This is a genomic window from Rhodanobacter sp. FW021-MT20, from assembly GCF_041107475.1.
GTDB classification, from domain to species: domain Bacteria; phylum Pseudomonadota; class Gammaproteobacteria; order Xanthomonadales; family Rhodanobacteraceae; genus Rhodanobacter_A; species Rhodanobacter_A glycinis.
The window spans coordinates 1-14,891 of record NZ_JBGBPX010000022.1 but is presented as its reverse complement, the minus strand read 5'-3'; the positions used below and the strand labels follow the sequence as shown (position 1 = coordinate 14,891).

The 14,891-nt window shown below is 61.0% G+C and carries 14 protein-coding genes; 3 read left to right on the top strand and 11 right to left on the bottom strand.

The features are described 5' to 3' along the window. Window positions 1-51: 51 nt before the first annotated feature. The 4 genes from AB7849_RS17365 to AB7849_RS17350 all read right to left on the bottom strand — a co-directional run bounded on the left by AB7849_RS17365 (window position 52) and on the right by AB7849_RS17350 (window position 3,560). Entirely contained in the window at window positions 52-762 is a 711-nt protein-coding gene (locus AB7849_RS17365) for an SDR family NAD(P)-dependent oxidoreductase (protein WP_008214283.1), read from the bottom strand. A gap of 102 nt (window positions 763-864) precedes the next feature. Beyond that, entirely contained in the window at window positions 865-1,836 is a 972-nt protein-coding gene (locus AB7849_RS17360; RefSeq protein WP_008214284.1) for a LysR family transcriptional regulator, read from the bottom strand. 94 nt (window positions 1,837-1,930) lie between these two features. Then, window positions 1,931-2,140 carry a hypothetical protein gene (locus AB7849_RS17355; protein ID WP_008214285.1) on the bottom strand — a complete coding sequence of 70 codons (210 nt, stop codon included), beginning with the start codon at window positions 2,138-2,140 and terminating at the stop codon, window positions 1,931-1,933. A gap of 163 nt (window positions 2,141-2,303) precedes the next feature. Further along, window positions 2,304-3,560, bottom strand: coding sequence for an MFS transporter (locus AB7849_RS17350; RefSeq protein WP_050984360.1), 1,257 nt, complete (start codon window positions 3,558-3,560; stop codon window positions 2,304-2,306). Window positions 3,561-3,701: 141 nt separating this feature from the next. On the opposite strand from AB7849_RS17350, the gene AB7849_RS17345 reads away from it, so the two are divergent. Next, window positions 3,702-4,622 carry a LysR family transcriptional regulator gene (locus AB7849_RS17345; protein ID WP_037101390.1) on the top strand — a complete coding sequence of 307 codons (921 nt, stop codon included), beginning with the start codon at window positions 3,702-3,704 and terminating at the stop codon, window positions 4,620-4,622. Between the two features lie 29 nt (window positions 4,623-4,651). Here the strand turns inward: AB7849_RS17345 and AB7849_RS17340 are convergent, their stop codons facing one another. The 3 genes from AB7849_RS17340 to AB7849_RS17330 are packed head-to-tail and all read right to left on the bottom strand — an operon-like array spanning window position 4,652 to window position 8,759. Then, window positions 4,652-6,130: an efflux transporter outer membrane subunit gene (locus AB7849_RS17340; RefSeq protein ID WP_037101392.1), complete on the bottom strand. Its 1,479-nt coding sequence runs from the start codon at window positions 6,128-6,130 to the stop codon at window positions 4,652-4,654. A 17-nt stretch (window positions 6,131-6,147) separates the two neighbouring features. Continuing rightward, window positions 6,148-7,590, bottom strand: a complete 1,443-nt coding sequence (locus AB7849_RS17335) for an MDR family MFS transporter (RefSeq protein ID WP_050984367.1) — start codon at window positions 7,588-7,590, stop codon at window positions 6,148-6,150. Between the two features lie 50 nt (window positions 7,591-7,640). Continuing rightward, window positions 7,641-8,759, bottom strand: a complete 1,119-nt coding sequence (locus tag AB7849_RS17330) for an HlyD family secretion protein (protein WP_081491825.1) — start codon at window positions 8,757-8,759, stop codon at window positions 7,641-7,643. Between the two features lie 151 nt (window positions 8,760-8,910). Between AB7849_RS17330 and AB7849_RS17325 the strand changes: the two genes are divergently transcribed. Both AB7849_RS17325 and mug read left to right on the top strand, forming a co-directional pair. After that, on the top strand, window positions 8,911-9,540 hold the full coding sequence (locus tag AB7849_RS17325) for a TetR/AcrR family transcriptional regulator (protein WP_037101395.1): 630 nt from the start codon (window positions 8,911-8,913) through the stop codon (window positions 9,538-9,540). Window positions 9,541-9,627: 87 nt separating this feature from the next. Beyond that, window positions 9,628-10,155: a G/U mismatch-specific DNA glycosylase gene (gene mug, locus AB7849_RS17320; protein ID WP_008214296.1), complete on the top strand. Its 528-nt coding sequence runs from the start codon at window positions 9,628-9,630 to the stop codon at window positions 10,153-10,155. A gap of 533 nt (window positions 10,156-10,688) precedes the next feature. Here the strand turns inward: mug and AB7849_RS17315 are convergent. From AB7849_RS17315 to AB7849_RS17300, 4 genes are all read right to left on the bottom strand, one after another. Continuing rightward, window positions 10,689-11,189 (bottom strand): MarR family winged helix-turn-helix transcriptional regulator, encoded by a 501-nt coding sequence (locus AB7849_RS17315; protein ID WP_369501446.1) that lies wholly within the window; start codon window positions 11,187-11,189, stop codon window positions 10,689-10,691. Window positions 11,190-11,393: 204 nt separating this feature from the next. Next, window positions 11,394-12,923 carry a DHA2 family efflux MFS transporter permease subunit gene (locus tag AB7849_RS17310; RefSeq protein WP_008214300.1) on the bottom strand — a complete coding sequence of 510 codons (1,530 nt, stop codon included), beginning with the start codon at window positions 12,921-12,923 and terminating at the stop codon, window positions 11,394-11,396. A gap of 4 nt (window positions 12,924-12,927) precedes the next feature. Further along, on the bottom strand, window positions 12,928-14,103 hold the full coding sequence (locus AB7849_RS17305; protein ID WP_037101398.1) for an HlyD family secretion protein: 1,176 nt from the start codon (window positions 14,101-14,103) through the stop codon (window positions 12,928-12,930). Next, window positions 14,100-14,891 (bottom strand): efflux transporter outer membrane subunit (locus tag AB7849_RS17300; RefSeq protein ID WP_369501445.1); only part of this gene is annotated, 792 nt, incomplete at its 5' end. The genes AB7849_RS17300 and AB7849_RS17305, both read right to left, overlap by 4 nt.

Genomic DNA, 14,891 nt, shown 5'->3' with positions numbered 1-14,891 from the left:
GCTCTCCTCGATGCCTTCCGGGGTGGGTGGGATGCCCACCCCGGTTTGGACTCAGTGACCGGCGCTCTGGCCACCGTCGACGTGCAGGATTTCACCCGTGACGAAACCGGCGTTGTCGAGATAGAGCACGGCATCGACGATGTCGGCGATCTCGCCCATGCGACCCACCGGGTGCAGGCCAGCCAGCGCACCGTGCGTTTCCGGCGCGTGCATCGGCGTCTTGATGACGCCTGGCGCCACGGCATTCACGCGCACGCCGCGCTTGGCGTATTCGATGGCCAGCGACTTGGTCGCGGCGTTGAGGCCACCCTTGGTCATCGAGGCAAGGACAGACGGCACGCCGTCGATGGCGTGGTCGATCAGGCTGGTGGTGATGCTTACCACATGGCCGCTGCGCTGCTTTTCCATCTCCGCGATGGCGAGCTGGGTGACGTGGAAGAAGCCCGTGAGGTTCACGGCGATATTGTCGGCGTAGTCCTGTGCGGTAAACGCGGTGAAAGGCTTGGCACTGAAGATGCCGGCGTTGTTGACCAGCGTGTCGATGCGACCGAAGTGCGACAGCGCTTCGTTCACGATGCGCTCCGCCACGGCACGGTCGGCAATGTCGCCAGCCACCGCAATTACGTCCGGATCGCTGGATGGCTGGATGGAACGCGAGTTCGCGACCACGCGGTAGTTGCGGTCGCGGAAGGCCTTGACGAGGCCGGCACCGATGCCCTGGGATGCGCCCGTGATGATGGCGACTTTCTGCTGCTTGTTCATGGTCTGACTCTCTCTGGATTGAAGTAGGTTCAGCGTGTGCTGATCGGCGGTTGCCACCGACGACTTCAATCTAGGAGTACACAGGGAAGAAGCGAATCCCCGCTATTCGGCAGACACTCTTCCGCGTGGCGGTGGAATCGGCACCTTGTCGGCACGTTCCGCATCCTTCGCCAGTGCAATGAAACGTGAACGCAGGCGCGGCAGGGCGAAATCGACGAAGGCCCGTACCTTGGGCACGGACAGCCGTCCATACGGCGAGACGATGTGCACCGGGAGCGGTGGCGGTTCGTCGTCGACGAGCAACACCTGCACCCTGCCCTGTCTGATCTCGGGTGCCACGTGGTACGACAGCAGACGTGCCACGCCATGCCCTTCCACCACCGACTCGATGACGGCACGAACGTTGTTCACCACCAACCGCGGCGTGAATGAAACGGAGCGCGATACGGGCGAGCCCTCCAGCGGTGGAAAGCTCCACGAATCCAAACCCATATGGGTCATGGCGATGATTTGCTGTTTGCCGAGGTCGGCTGGTTCGGCAATCTGCGGGTGCGTGGCTAGATAGCGAGGCGAGGCCACCACGACACGGCGGACCTCGCCAATGTGATGGGCGATGAGCGTGGAGTCGGCCAGGTGTGCAATGCGCAGCGCCAGGTCCATGCCCTCTTCAACCAGGTTCACCGCCCGCTCCAGCAGGTGCAGCCGCACATTCACCGTTGGGTACTCGTCCATGAAGGCATCGACGACGGGTCGCAGAATTTCCACGCCGGAGAACACAGTGGCGGAGATGGTGAGTGTGCCGCGCGGCACCGAACGCTCGCCGGCGGCTTGGCGGTCCGCCTCTTCAAGCTCCATCAGCACCTTGCGGCAGGCGACGGCATAACGTTCGCCGGCTTCGCTCAGCTTGATCGAGCGCGTGGTCCGGTACAGCAGCGGCACGCCCACATGCGCTTCGAGGAAGGCAATGGCCCGACTCACCGCGGCCGCTGAGCGCCCAGTGCGACGGCTCGCACCAGCTAGGCTTCCCTCGTCCAGGGCGGCGACGAACACCTTCATGGCATCGATGCGATCCATAAGAGACGACCCACCCGGCTCCGGCGACGTAATCAAGGAAGTGTCCTACAAATCCTCGGCTCACGCCTACCCGCGAGCCTCACATCGACGGAGCTCAGGACGTCAATTGCCACTCGTTGATCAAGCTGCGCATCAACGCCTGCGCCGACAGGGGCCGCGCCAAGGGCGCCCCCTGTCCGGCCCAGTGCGCGCCGTAACCCGTTTCGCCAGCCGCTCGCCCCGCCGCGTTCAACGCCTTGCCTGCGTCATAACCGATCGGATAGCTGGGTGTATCCGTTTTCTGCACCGACGCACCAAGCCGCATGAACAGGCTCGCCGCGCCAGCCAGGCGGTCTGCTTCGCCTCGTCGGCACGTGCGGGTTTGTGCACGAACGCGTTGATGTTCAACGCACCGTCGCTCATGCTGACGTGGTCCTTGTGCGCCCGTTTGAACTTGGCGCATCACATAAGCACTCTCTTTACTCGCTTCAAGACGCACTCCTCGATACCTCCACTTCTTTCACCAGCGCCGTACCACGCAAAGCCCCCACGCCGCGTGCTGCACCGATCCGGTGGAACCCGAACGCGATGCCTCCCAGCGCAATGCCAAAACCAACCACACCGCTCCAACCGAATCGCGTCATCAGCCAGCCGCTTGCGATCGTGCCCACTGCGCCACCGAAGAACGTGGCCGTCATGTAAAGACTGTTGATGCGGCCCTGTGCCTTCGGGTCGACGGCAAAGGCGCGCGTCTGATTGGATACGAGCCCAGCCTGTACGCCGATGTCCAGCACGATGACGCCAATGACCAGCAACGTGAGCGAGCTGTTTGCACCGGAAAGCAGTAGATAAGCAAGCGTAACGAAGCCAATACTCGCGCCCACTACAGTGCGTGGGCCACGCCGGTCGGAGATCCGCCCGCCTAGAGACGCGGCAAGCGCGCCGGCCGCGCCGATGATGCCGAAGCCACCCGCCCACGCACTGCCAAGGTGCCACGGACCATTCGCAAGCAGCGCCGCCAGGTTCACCCAGAATGCGTTGAAGCAAGCCCACAGCAAGGCCTGCACAATCATCGATTCACGGATCGGGCGATGATCCCGCACCAGCGGCCAGAGCGAGGCAAGCAGGCGCCCGTAAGACACGTTGGTGGATGCCACGCCTCGCGGCAGCATCGCCGCGGCCGCGATCCAGACAGGAATCATGAAGGCCGCCTCCACGCCATAGACCGCACGCCAGCCGTACGCCGCGCCAATGACTCCGGCCACCGTGCGCCCCGTCAGGATGCCGACCATGATGCCGCTGACGACGGTTCCCACCGAGCGTCCCCGCTCGCTGGGCAGCGACGCGGCTGCCGCGAAGGGTACAAGTTGCTGCGGTACGCAACTGACGATGCCGAGGCCGAAGGATGCTGCGATCAGCGCCCAAATACCTGGCGCCACCGCTGCGGCCGTGGCAAGGGCGAACGCGAGTGCGATCTGCCCCAGCACCAGCTTGCGTCGATCAAACCGGTCGCCAAGCGGCAGCAGCAGCCCCAGGCCGGTCGAGAATCCCAGCAGCGCGGCGCCGGCGACCAGGTCGACTGCGGTCAGGTTGACTCCCAGGCTCGCCGCGATCAACGGCAGGATAGGCTGAGTGCAGTAGATGTTGGTAATGACCGCGCCGGCGATGATTGCCATCACCATGATCTTGCCGCGTGACACGATGCCAGCAGGTAGGTTTTCGGATGTGGTAGGTAAGCCGCTCACGGCGTTCTCCAGATGATCTCGTCTCACTGTCGCTGGAGCACAAGCCGCAGCGCCGGACTCAGGCGCGCACGTTAACTAGCTGCACTAAAAAAGAGAATCTGCCAATATTGGGAATGATCCTTCCAATATTTGAGAGAGCGAATGAATCTTCTCGAGTCGATGTCCATCCTCGTCGCCGTGGTCGACTCGGGCAGCCTGTCGGCCGCCGCACGGCGCCTGGACATGCCGCTGGCAACGGTCAGCCGCAAGGTCGGGCAATTGGAATCGCATCTGAAAGTCCGCCTGCTCCACCGCACGACCCGCCAACTGTCGCTGACGGAAGCGGGTGTGTCCTATGTGGCCGCTTGCCGGCGCATACTCGAAGACATCGGTGAAGCCGAACGTGAGGCGACGGGAGAATACGCTTCACCCAAGGGCGAGCTGGTGGTCACGGCGCCCATTGTTTTTGGACGCCTGCACCTCGTGCCGGTAGTGGCGGATTTTCTCGCGAACTACCCGCAGATCGCCATCAGCCTAGTGTTGACCGATCGAGTCATGCATCTGATGGAGGAGAACATCGATGTCGCCGTCCGCATCGGTGAATTGCCCGATAGCTCGTTGATGGCGATAGGTGTCGGTACGGTCCGCCGGGTCATTTGCGGCAGCCCTGCCTATCTGGCGACCCATGGTGTGCCGACCTCTCCGCACGATCTCGCCGGGCATCAGTGCATCAGTTTCGAGGTGCTTGAATCCAAGCCCGCATGGGTCTTCGAGTTGGGCAAGTCGCAGTCGTCCGTGCCCGTGCAGTCGCGGCTCGCAGTGAATACTGCGGAGGCGGCCGTCGACGCCGCGATCCTCGGGGTGGGCTTGATACGCGTGCTGTCTTATCAGGCGGCAGACGCCATACGTGACAACGCGCTCGCGGTGGTCCTCGATTCCTTCGAGTCGGCGCCGCAACCGATCCATGTCGTACACCGGGGGCAAGTGCCGCTGCCGTTAAAACTGCGTGCCTTCCTCGACTTCGTGACGCCGCGCCTGCGCGCGCGCACCTTGCACCACCACGCCTGCGTCTCGGACAGCTGACCACCGAAGTGGAATCGCAACAGCCGCCGTCACTGTGCTGGTCCTGGGCCCCCGGAGGCCACGCGTTGCTCGAAAGCACCATTGGAATTGCCGCCAAGCGCAATCGACAGCCGCACCGCATCGAGGTAGCACGCGGTCTTCGCTTGAATCTGGCCGATCAATGCCCGCTGGTAGCTGCGCTCGGCATCCAGCACCTGAAGCACACCGGTTTCGCCCACCTGATAGCCACGCTGATTCAACTTCAGGCTGGTATCCGTGGCGTTCAACGCGCGCTCCTGCGCGGCATATTCTTCGCTGTCGTGGTTGACCGCCTGCAGTACGTCGGGCACTTGCCCCAAGGATTTGACGACGGTCTGCCGGTAATCGGCAAGGGCTGCGTTGTAGCCGTCGATCGAGGCGCGATGATTCGCCTTTAGCGCGCCACCGGCGTAAAGCGGCGCGGCCAGGTCGGCGGCCGCTCCCCAGAGCGTTCCGACGCCGGGGCCCGCCTGGGCGAGCGAAGCGGAGAGCGTCAGGTGCGGATACATATCCGCCGTCGCCACGCCGACCGCCGCACTTGCCGCATGGAGTCGTGCCTCTGCTGCAAGGATGTCCGGTCGCTCGCGAGCAAGTTCGGAGGGCAGACTGACGTGTACATTGTCCTGCAGTGTGAAATCGCTCAGATCGAAGTCCGGCGGCATCCAGTCACCTGGCCCCTTCCCCACCAGAACCGACAGCGTGTGCCGTGCCACGTCGCGCTGCTGCGCGAGCGGTGGCAGCAAGGTTTCATCCTGCGCAAGCTCGGTGGTGACCAGCGCGATGTCAACCAACGTGGCGCTGCCGTATCGATGGGCTGCATGAACGAGCTCGAGGTTCTTCCTGTCGTCGGCGATCAACGCCTGGACCGCGTCGATCTGGGCACGCGCGGATGCCAGCAGCAACGCCTCGCTGGCCACGTTGCCGGTCACTGTCAGGTAAGCCGCGTCGAATCGATGCCGCCGCACTTCGGCGAGCGCCTTGCGCTCTTCGACCAGCCGCTTGGTGCCACCGAAAAGGTCGAGATCGAAGCTCACCTGCGGCCCGACGGCATAGAAGTTGGTTGTCGGGATCCCTGCCCCAATCATCGCCCGCTCACGGCCGCCCTGGGCTGCAAACCCAACTTGGGGGCGCAGGCCTCCTGCTGCGGATGCCACCGCTTCGTTTGCTTGGGCGATCGTCGCATCGGCCGCTGCCAGATCGAGGTTGCCTGCGATGGCTTTGTGCATCATCGCGTCGAGTTTTGCGGAGCCCAGCAGTGACCACCAGTCACCACTTATCTTCTCGCCGAGATCGACATGTGGTGTGTCGGCCGTCTTGTTGGTTCCGCCGAGCGCCTGTTCGGCCTGCGCATCGTAGTGCTGCGAAGCGGGCGCCGCCGGTCTTTCAAAGTTTGGCCCGACCATGCAGGCGGATAGAAGCACGGACATGGCGAAGGGGACCAGCGCTGTCCGCGCAACGCGCCCCGGCAAAATCGATGCAATCAGTTTCATGTTGCTACCCAGGAGTATCAATAGCCGGTGCGCGGCTTGCGAAGGAAGAGGACAAGGGGGCTCACGACCAGCGCGACCACCATCAGGATCTTGAATTGATCGATGATCGCAACGACCGCCGCTTGACCCGTAACCAGGTCATTCATCGCTGCCAGGCTTTGCAGCGACAACGACCCGCCTGCATCGCCCGCGATACGATATGGCCGCAGGTTCCTGGCGAGTGCCTGGTGCATGCTTTGAGTGTTGTTGAAGAAAAAGATCTGCACGATCGCAATGCCTATCGTGCTGCCATAGAGACGCGACAGGTTGAAGAGCCCGGTGCCTTCCGAGCGGAATTTCGGATCCAGCGTGCAGAAGGCCGCCCTGGTGAGCGCGGGCATCAGAATTCCCAAGCCCACACCCTGGATGACGCCGGCCCAGACGATCGGCCACCAATACATCAGCGGCGAGTAATCGAGCATGCGCCAGCACCCATAAATCGTGAGGGCAAGCCCGGCTATCACAAACACCCGGTTGTCCACGCGTGTGGGCGGACGCCAGGTCAGCAGCAAGGCCCCCACCAAGGCAACACCTCGCGGTATCGTGATGTAACCAACGGTATGCGCCGGGTAGCCGAGCAACTCCTCGAGCATGGGTGAGGTCAAGGCCAGCGTCGGCAGCAACACGAAGCCAAGCGCGAAGAACATCACCGTCGAAAGACCGAAATTGCGATCCTTGAACAAGGCCTTGTTGAGGAAGTGCTGGTCTTTGGTCAGCACGTGCACGACGAAGAGGTAGAAGCCGAGCGCGGACGCCACCGCTTCAAGCCAGATCTCGGTCGAAGCGAACCATTCCATGCGCTCGCCGCGATCGAGCACCATCTGCAACCCTACTATGCCGGCCGAGAACGTTGCCAATCCAAAAAAGTCGAAACTTGGTTTTTTCTCAGCCTTTTTCTCCTTCAGGTAAAGGCCCATCGTCAATGCGATGAAGGCAGCGACCGGAAGGCTGAGATAGAAGATCGAATGCCACCCCAGATATTCGCTCAGCCAGCCGCCAACAGCTGGCCCACTGAACATGCCGAGTAGTGCCGTCACGCTCCATAGCAGGCCGATATAGCCGTGCCGCAGCGGCGGAAGTTCGTCGAGCAAGATCGATATCGACAAGGGAGCGAGCGTACCGCCTGCGGCGCCCTGGATGATGCGGGCCAAGACAAACTGCAGCGGTGTGGTCGCCAGCGTGTCGAGCACGAGGGCCAGACCAAAAAGCGCGATCGAAACCTGGAATACGACCTTCCTTCCAAAGCGCCCCGACAACCAATGCGTCATCGGCATGATGATCGCGCTGGCGGCGATGTAGGCGGTAAACACCCAACCGATCTCGTCGTCGGCCATCGACAGGGTGCCCTGCACGTACTCGATGGCCGCATTCGGTATGGATATGTTGATCGCCTGCATGAAGGTCGCGAGCAGCGCAGCCATGACCAGGTACCGGTGCGACGTCACGTCGGTGCCGGGATGGAGATCCGTACTCACAAACCTGCCCCGTTGCCGAAGCTCACCGCCATGGCGCCCGCGCCCTGCCTGGTATCGACTTGCGCGGTGACGCTCATGCCCGAGTACAGCGGCCACTTCGGATCAGCGTTGTCGAACTCCAACCGCACTTGCATGCGCTGTACAACCTTCACCCAGTTGCCCGTGGCGTTCTCGGGCGGCAAGACTGCGAATTCAGATCCCGTGCCAGGGCTGATGCTGACCACGTGGGCCTTGAAGCCATGTCCGGGATAGGTGTCGACGTCGATGACGGCTGTCTGGCCCGGCCGCATATGCGTCATGCCGGTTTCGCGGAAATTCGCCTCGACCCAGACATCCCGGCTCGACATCATCGAGAACACGGTCGCACCGGCGTTGACGAAGTCGCCCACTTGCAGATCGTCAACCTTGGTGACGACGCCATCATCTGGCGCGATCACCGCTGTGTAGGAGAGATCGAGTTTGGCACGATTCAATTGAGCCATGGCCTCGCGGACCGACGGATGCTGATCGACCGCGATATCGGGATTGTCATCCAGCTCGGCGACAGTGCTGGCGACATCCTGCTGGGCCGATGCAATGTGCTGCTGCGCGACCGTGAGCTCCGTTTCGGCCTGTTCGTACGCGGAGCGCGAGGTGAAATCCGAGGCGAGCAAGGCCTTCTTGCGCGCATATTCGCGCTGGGCAAAGTCCGCGGAAGCCCTGGCTGATTCCACGGCAACCAACTGCCGGCGATAGGTCGCCTTGAGCGCCTCGATCTGCAGACGCGCGCCGCCGAGGCGCGCCTCGGCTTGTTCCACTGCAATCCGATAGGGCTCGGGTTCTACCTGGAACAGTAACTGGCCTGCACGGACCCGTTGGTTGTCCCTCACCGAAATGCTCACCACCTGCCCTGGGACCCGGGCATTGATGGAAACTCTCGCGGCCTGCACGAAAGCGTCGTCGGTCACGACATCGTGTGCCGCAGCCACATATATGGCGCCGCCGCCTATGGCCAACAACAGTGGCAGTCCTACCATGAGTGGAGCGCGCAGCCTTGCCTTGATACTTCTGCTTGCCGTTTCGACGCGAGCGCCTGCCTCTTGCCCGCCTGCTGCCCCATCGGATTGCTTGTTCATCACAGATGTCTCGATAAGTACGGAAATTGAGCGATGCCTGCCAGCCTAGACATTGCCAGGACATGGCTCACTCCCTGCCCCAGGGACGTTGTATTTTTGTACAACAACGAACAATAATAAGGATCGAGCCAAGCCGAGGTCAAGTATTTTTATGCAATCTCGTACAAATTATGGGAAGACTGAGAAAAGGCCCCGTGGCAGGCCACGCGCCTACGAGCCAGAAACCGCCCTCCGAGCGGCCAGCGAGGTGTTCTGGAAGACGGGTTATTCCGGTACGTCCCTCGATGACATCTCTGCTGCGACCGGCATGAACAGGCCCAGTCTTCGCGCGGCATTTGGTGACAAGCACGACATTTACATCAAGGCGCTCAGCACCTACTGGGAGTTCAAGCTTGCGGTGCTGGGTGAGGCGCTCGAAGGCGGCGGCACCCTGGCCGAGGCCCTGATGCGGGTTTACGACGCAACCTTATCCATCTATTTCTCCAGCGACGAGCAGGTGCTTGGATGTTTCGTGGTCGGCACAGCCGTCACCGAGGCTTCGGTCGATCCCGAGGTCCGAGGCATTGTCGCGAAGGGCTTTGATTCGCTCGATGCCAGTTTCGAGGCGCGCTTCAAACTAGCGCGTGCCGCCGGAGAACTGAGAAAGGATGCCGACCTCAAAGCCCTCGCAGAGCTCGCCTCCGCAACGATGCATACCATGGCCGTCCGCGCTCGTTCCGGTACGCCTAGGAAGGAGCTGAGGAAGCTCGCGCAGAGGGCCGTGAAGGTGATTTGCGGCTGATCTTTCGGTGCAAACCGTAATGGGTGAGGTCGGCAATGGCACACCCGGGCATCGAGTCCGGGTTTATCGCATGCTGAGGAGAAGGTCGTGACCGATGGACTCCCCGACATCATTTCCGGGCGTCTTCATGTGCTCTTTTGCGGGATCAATCCCGGCGTGATGGCAGCCGCGACAGGACACCATTTCGCCGGAAGAAGCAATCGATTCTGGCGTGTCATGCACCTCGCAGGATTCACACCCGAGGAAATTTCGCCCTTGGAAGATAGGTCGATACTCCGTCACGGGTTCGGTTTAACTTCAGTGGTGAAGCGGCCGACGGCGCGTGCAGATCAACTCTCGACAGAGGAGTTCGTTGCTGCCGCCTCCGCGTTCAAGCAGAAAATTGCATGCCATGCGCCACGTGCCGTCGCCTTTCTGGGCAAAGCGGCATACTGCGGACTCTCGGGTCAACGAGACGTCGCCTGGGGATTGCAGCTAAATCGTTTGAAGGACGCTGCCATTTGGGTACTGCCGAACCCGAGCGGCAGAAACCGAACGTTCGGTCTCGACCAACTGGTCGAAGCCTACCGACAGCTTTATCTAGACACGGTTCGGTGCGAATCGGGCGGCGCGTAGTCGATCTCCTCGAGGTTCGACGCCTCATGCTTATGGATAACCACGGTGACTAACTTCGGGTCCGACGATCGCGGCATCATCGTGGTCGACGAATAGCCAACCATGTTGCCAGGCCACGGCCATTTCACCTCCGCCAAGATACGGACACGTATCGAAAGGAGCCTTGGCGGTACGTGCATAATGACCTTCGCACCAGGCCTTCAACAGAAGTTGAACTTGCGAATTCGCCTCCGTGTCAGTCACACGTGACTCCACTCGACGAAGACCTGAACGCTTGAAGTCGCATGACGCGTTCGCGCTGTCGACTTCGAGGCGCTAGGTAGCCGTGCTGTCCGGTGCGACCGAATCCATGTCGTGAAACATTGCACCGATGTGGATCAGCGAGACGTTTCCAAAGCCAAGGCCCGTTGCTGGCGCCGGTTACAACGATGGTTCCAGCATTAGGCTCCATGGTGTTTCCGTATGTGGATGTGCGTGAGAGTTGTCATCACGAGGCGAAAATTTTGGCGTCGGGTAATGTGGGGGGTGCAATTTCACGCCACTCCCAACCGGAAAAGCTTCGACTCGGCACCCACATCAGCCATACCAGCCTTGAGAACCATGCGCTGAAGACTGTTTTGGAACGCCTCTATTTCTTCGCTTTCCAGTCCGTCGAATACTTCACCAAGAACCCGTGAGAAGACGGGCGAAATTTTGCCGAAGAGGCCTCTCCCCTCATCCGTTGGAACGATCAGGTGAACCCGCCGATCAAACTCGCTAGGCACACGCTTGACGAAGCCATGTTGCTCCAATCCATCGACATGCCCAGTAATGACGCTCGGATTTAGAGCGTACTGGCGCGCAAGCTCAGTTGACGTCGTACAGCGACCGGCAATGAGGGTCATGAGAACACTGGCCTGCATACCCGTAATATCAGCCACAGCGCGGGTGTGCTGCGTGATCAGATGCCAAATAGCGACACTCGCCCGAGCCGTCAAATGCAAAATTTTTTCGGCTACTTCGAAGTCTGCATTTGTGATGGGTGAAGGACGCATACGATGCTCCGGACTTGGGTAACGTTGCCGTTCTGGACTAGTCATGTTCTTGGCACCTCGATAATTTCCACCTTTTGCGCGAGACCGTTGCGCAACGCCTCGATGAAGCGCATTGCATGCCTGCAGCACCCATGTAAATTGATGCAAGTGGCATACATGGAAAATGCTTCATCGTATGGAGGCGTCGAATCGCACGATCGCTTTTCAGTGGGCGATCACCTTCAGCGAACCTGTGGGTCGCTTGGCGAACCAGATCACGCCGATGGTCGCGACCATAAGGACGGTAGCCAGCGCATAGAAATCGTTTGTCGCAAGCATGACGGCCTGACCATCCACCATCCGCGAAAACATTGCTGTGGCGCCCTGAGGACCAACACCTGCATGAGCGACCGTTGAGGCCACAACGGACGGCGCATCGGGATCAATGGCAGTCACCAGCTCTGCCCGATTGAACTTGCCCATATGCTCCCAGTACGTCTGTGTCAGCGACGACCCGAAGGCCATGCATAGGACGCGCAGGAAGTTTTGAAGTCCCGCTCCATTGGCAATCTTCTCCGGCGGGAGGTCGGAAACACCGAGGGACGTAAGGGTGATAACGCAAGCGGGAATACCTGCGCCCAGGACAAACATGGGCAATGCCACCGACATAAAGCCGACTTGCGACGTGAGCACCGCGCGCATGCAAAACGAGATGGCCAGCACCCCCATGCCGTAGCTGACGAGCCACCTGGGATCCGTCTTCGGCAGCAGGCGCCCGATCAAGGGCGAGGTCACCACCGCAAGGATTCCCATGGGGGCTGTCGCATACCCCGCCCACGTGGCGGTGTAGCCCATTTGCTGCTGCAGCCAGAGTGGCGTGAGGACGATATTGCCGAAAAATATGCCGAACATGAGGCTCAGGCTGACCGTCGACACGAGCCAGTTGCGCGACTTGAAGACGGACAGGTCGATGACCGGCTCCTTGTCGGTCAACTCCCAGATGATGAGCGATATCAGTGATATCACCGCTACTACGGCACTGGTGATGATGACATTCGAGGAAAACCAGTCGAGCTCCCGCCCCTGGTCGATCATCACTTGGAACGAGGTCACGAAGGTCACGAGAAGCATTAGCCCAACACTGTCGAAGCGCGAGCGCGTGATCGTTGTCTCGCGGCCCCGCAGTACGCTCCAGGATCCGAGGCCCACGAACAGACCAAAACCAATGTTGATGTAAAACACCCACTGCCAGTTCCAGTTGTCGGAAATCAGTCCGCCGAGAATCGGACCAAAGATGGGTGCTACCACGGTCATCATGCCCCACAGGGCCAACGCGACATGGGACTTGTTCTTTGGGAAGACCGATAACAAGAGTGTTGACGAAAGCGGAATCAGCGGCCCACCTGCCAACCCCTGCAGAACACGGAAGACGACCAGGCTGGCTAGTGACCAAGAAAGTCCGCAAGCTATGGAAAACACCACGAATGCCGCAACCGAAACTACAAAAACGCGGACTTGGCCAAACTGCTTCACGAGCCAACCGCTTAGCGGCACCGTAATGGCCTCCGCTACAGCGTAGGCAGTAATGATCCACGTACCCTCGGTGGTCGACACACCGAGATACCCCGAGATCGTGGGCATCGCAACATTGGTGATGGTGGTATCCAGCACCACCATGAAGTTGCCCAGCGAAAGCACGATCGCCGCAAGGACCAGCTTGGCTCCGGTAAGCGGAGGAAACTCGGAGGAAGACATGGCACTACCCCCGCGCCGACGAGCGGATCGCGCGGGATGAAGCCAAGTCGACCGTGGCATCCATCGACAGCCCGATGCGAAGCGGGTGTTTGGCCAGTTGAGCCGGGTCCAGACGAATGCGTACCGGCAGGCGCTGCACAACCTTGATCCAGTTGCCGGTGGCATTTTGTGCGGGAATAACCGAGAGCGCCGAGCCGGTGCCGCCCTCGAATCCTTCGACCTGGCCGTCGTACACCACGTCGTCGCCATACAGATCCGAGGTAAGGCGAACCTTCTGTCCAGGCCGAACCTTGCTCAACTGAACCTCTTTGAAGTTCGCATCGACGTAGATCTGGCTGATCGGCACGATACTCATCAAGCGCGTGCCAGCCTGAACCTGCTGTCCCATATCGACCGCTCGTTGCGTGACGATGCCATCGATGGGCGCCCGCAGCACGGTACGGTCGAGGTTGACGCGCGCCTGTTGCAGTCGAGCGGCGGCGGCCCGGACCGTTGGATTGCTGTCGACGGTGCTGCCGCTGAAAAGCGCTGCGTTGGACTGCCTTGCACCGCCCGCTGCAGCAAGTGCAGCGCGGGCAACATTGACGCTAGCCTCTGCCTGTTGAAGCGTAGCTGTCGCTTCGCGCAGCGTGGTTTGCGAATCAGTGAACTCCTGCACGGACACGCTGCCGCCAGCCACCAGATTCTGCCGCCGCTTCTCGTCGAGTGAGGCCTTGTCGAAGGTGGCGCGCGCTCTGACTACATCACTCTCGGCACTGCGAATCTGCGCCTCATGCAGATCCATCTGCCCCGAGAGGCTGATGTCGTTGCGCATGATCTGCTGAACCTGGCGCCGTGCATGATCCAGATCCGCCTCGGCTTGCGCGACAGCGATCCTGGCGTCCGTATCGTCGAGAACAACCAGGACGTCGCCCGCATGCACCGCCTGGGTGTCGACGACCTTCACCTGCTTGACGGGGCCATTTACCAAGGGGGTGATCTGCGCCACTTCCACGGCGGTATACGCGTTGTCGGTCGAGACCGTTTTCCCTGCAAAGAAAACCATCCATACGCCAGTTCCCAGGGCGCACAGCGCGATGGCGCCTCCCAGCCCGAGAAAAGCGCGTTTACGCTTTCCATTGACGGGCTCTTTGGCGTCCTCTTCCTGCTTTACCTGTGTATTTTCCAGTGCGTCGCTCATGGCTTCACCTGTGCTGCAAATGTTGAGTTGGATTCGAATCCGCCGCCGAGTGCCTTGACCAACGCGACGTCCAGGGAGTAACCGCGCATGTGGATCGCCGTATCTTCCAATTGGGCCTGCAGCATGATGTCTTCGGCGGTGAGCACGGTTTGGTAGTCGGCGAGGCCACCATCGAATCGTGCCTTGGCCATGCCGTACGCCTTCTCGCTGTGCGCCAGGCCTTCATCGATCGCAATACGCCTGTCTTTCAATGCGTCCAGACTGCGCGCTGCGTCCGCTGTCTCATGCAAGGCTTGGGTCAGTGCCTCGTCGTACGTTGCAACGGCAAGGTCGTACTCTGCGCGGGCACTTTGGTAGTTGGCGCGTAGCTGGCCGCCTTCGAAGATCGGGAGATGGATCGCCGGGCCAATACTTCCGATGCCCGAACCCGATGCCGTGAGATTGCTCAACCCCAGTGACTGCAAACCGATAAATGCCACAAGGTTGACGTTGGGGTAGAACGATGCGCGAGCGACGCCAATGCGCTTGGCGGCGGCCTCGACACGCCAGCGTGCCGCAACGACTTCGGGCTTCCGCCCCAAGATATCCGCACCCAAGGTGCTGGGCAGTCCTATCGCGCGACGCGTCGCCAGCGTGGGTCGGGCGATATCGAGCCCTCGGTCCGGCCCCTTGCCTAACAGGGCCGCGATGCTGTTGCGGGTGAGTTTTATCGGCTCTCTCGCGTCTGGTGTGGTTGACACGACGGCGATCTTGCCTCGGATGCGGTGCTGAGTGCACGCTTGGCGGAT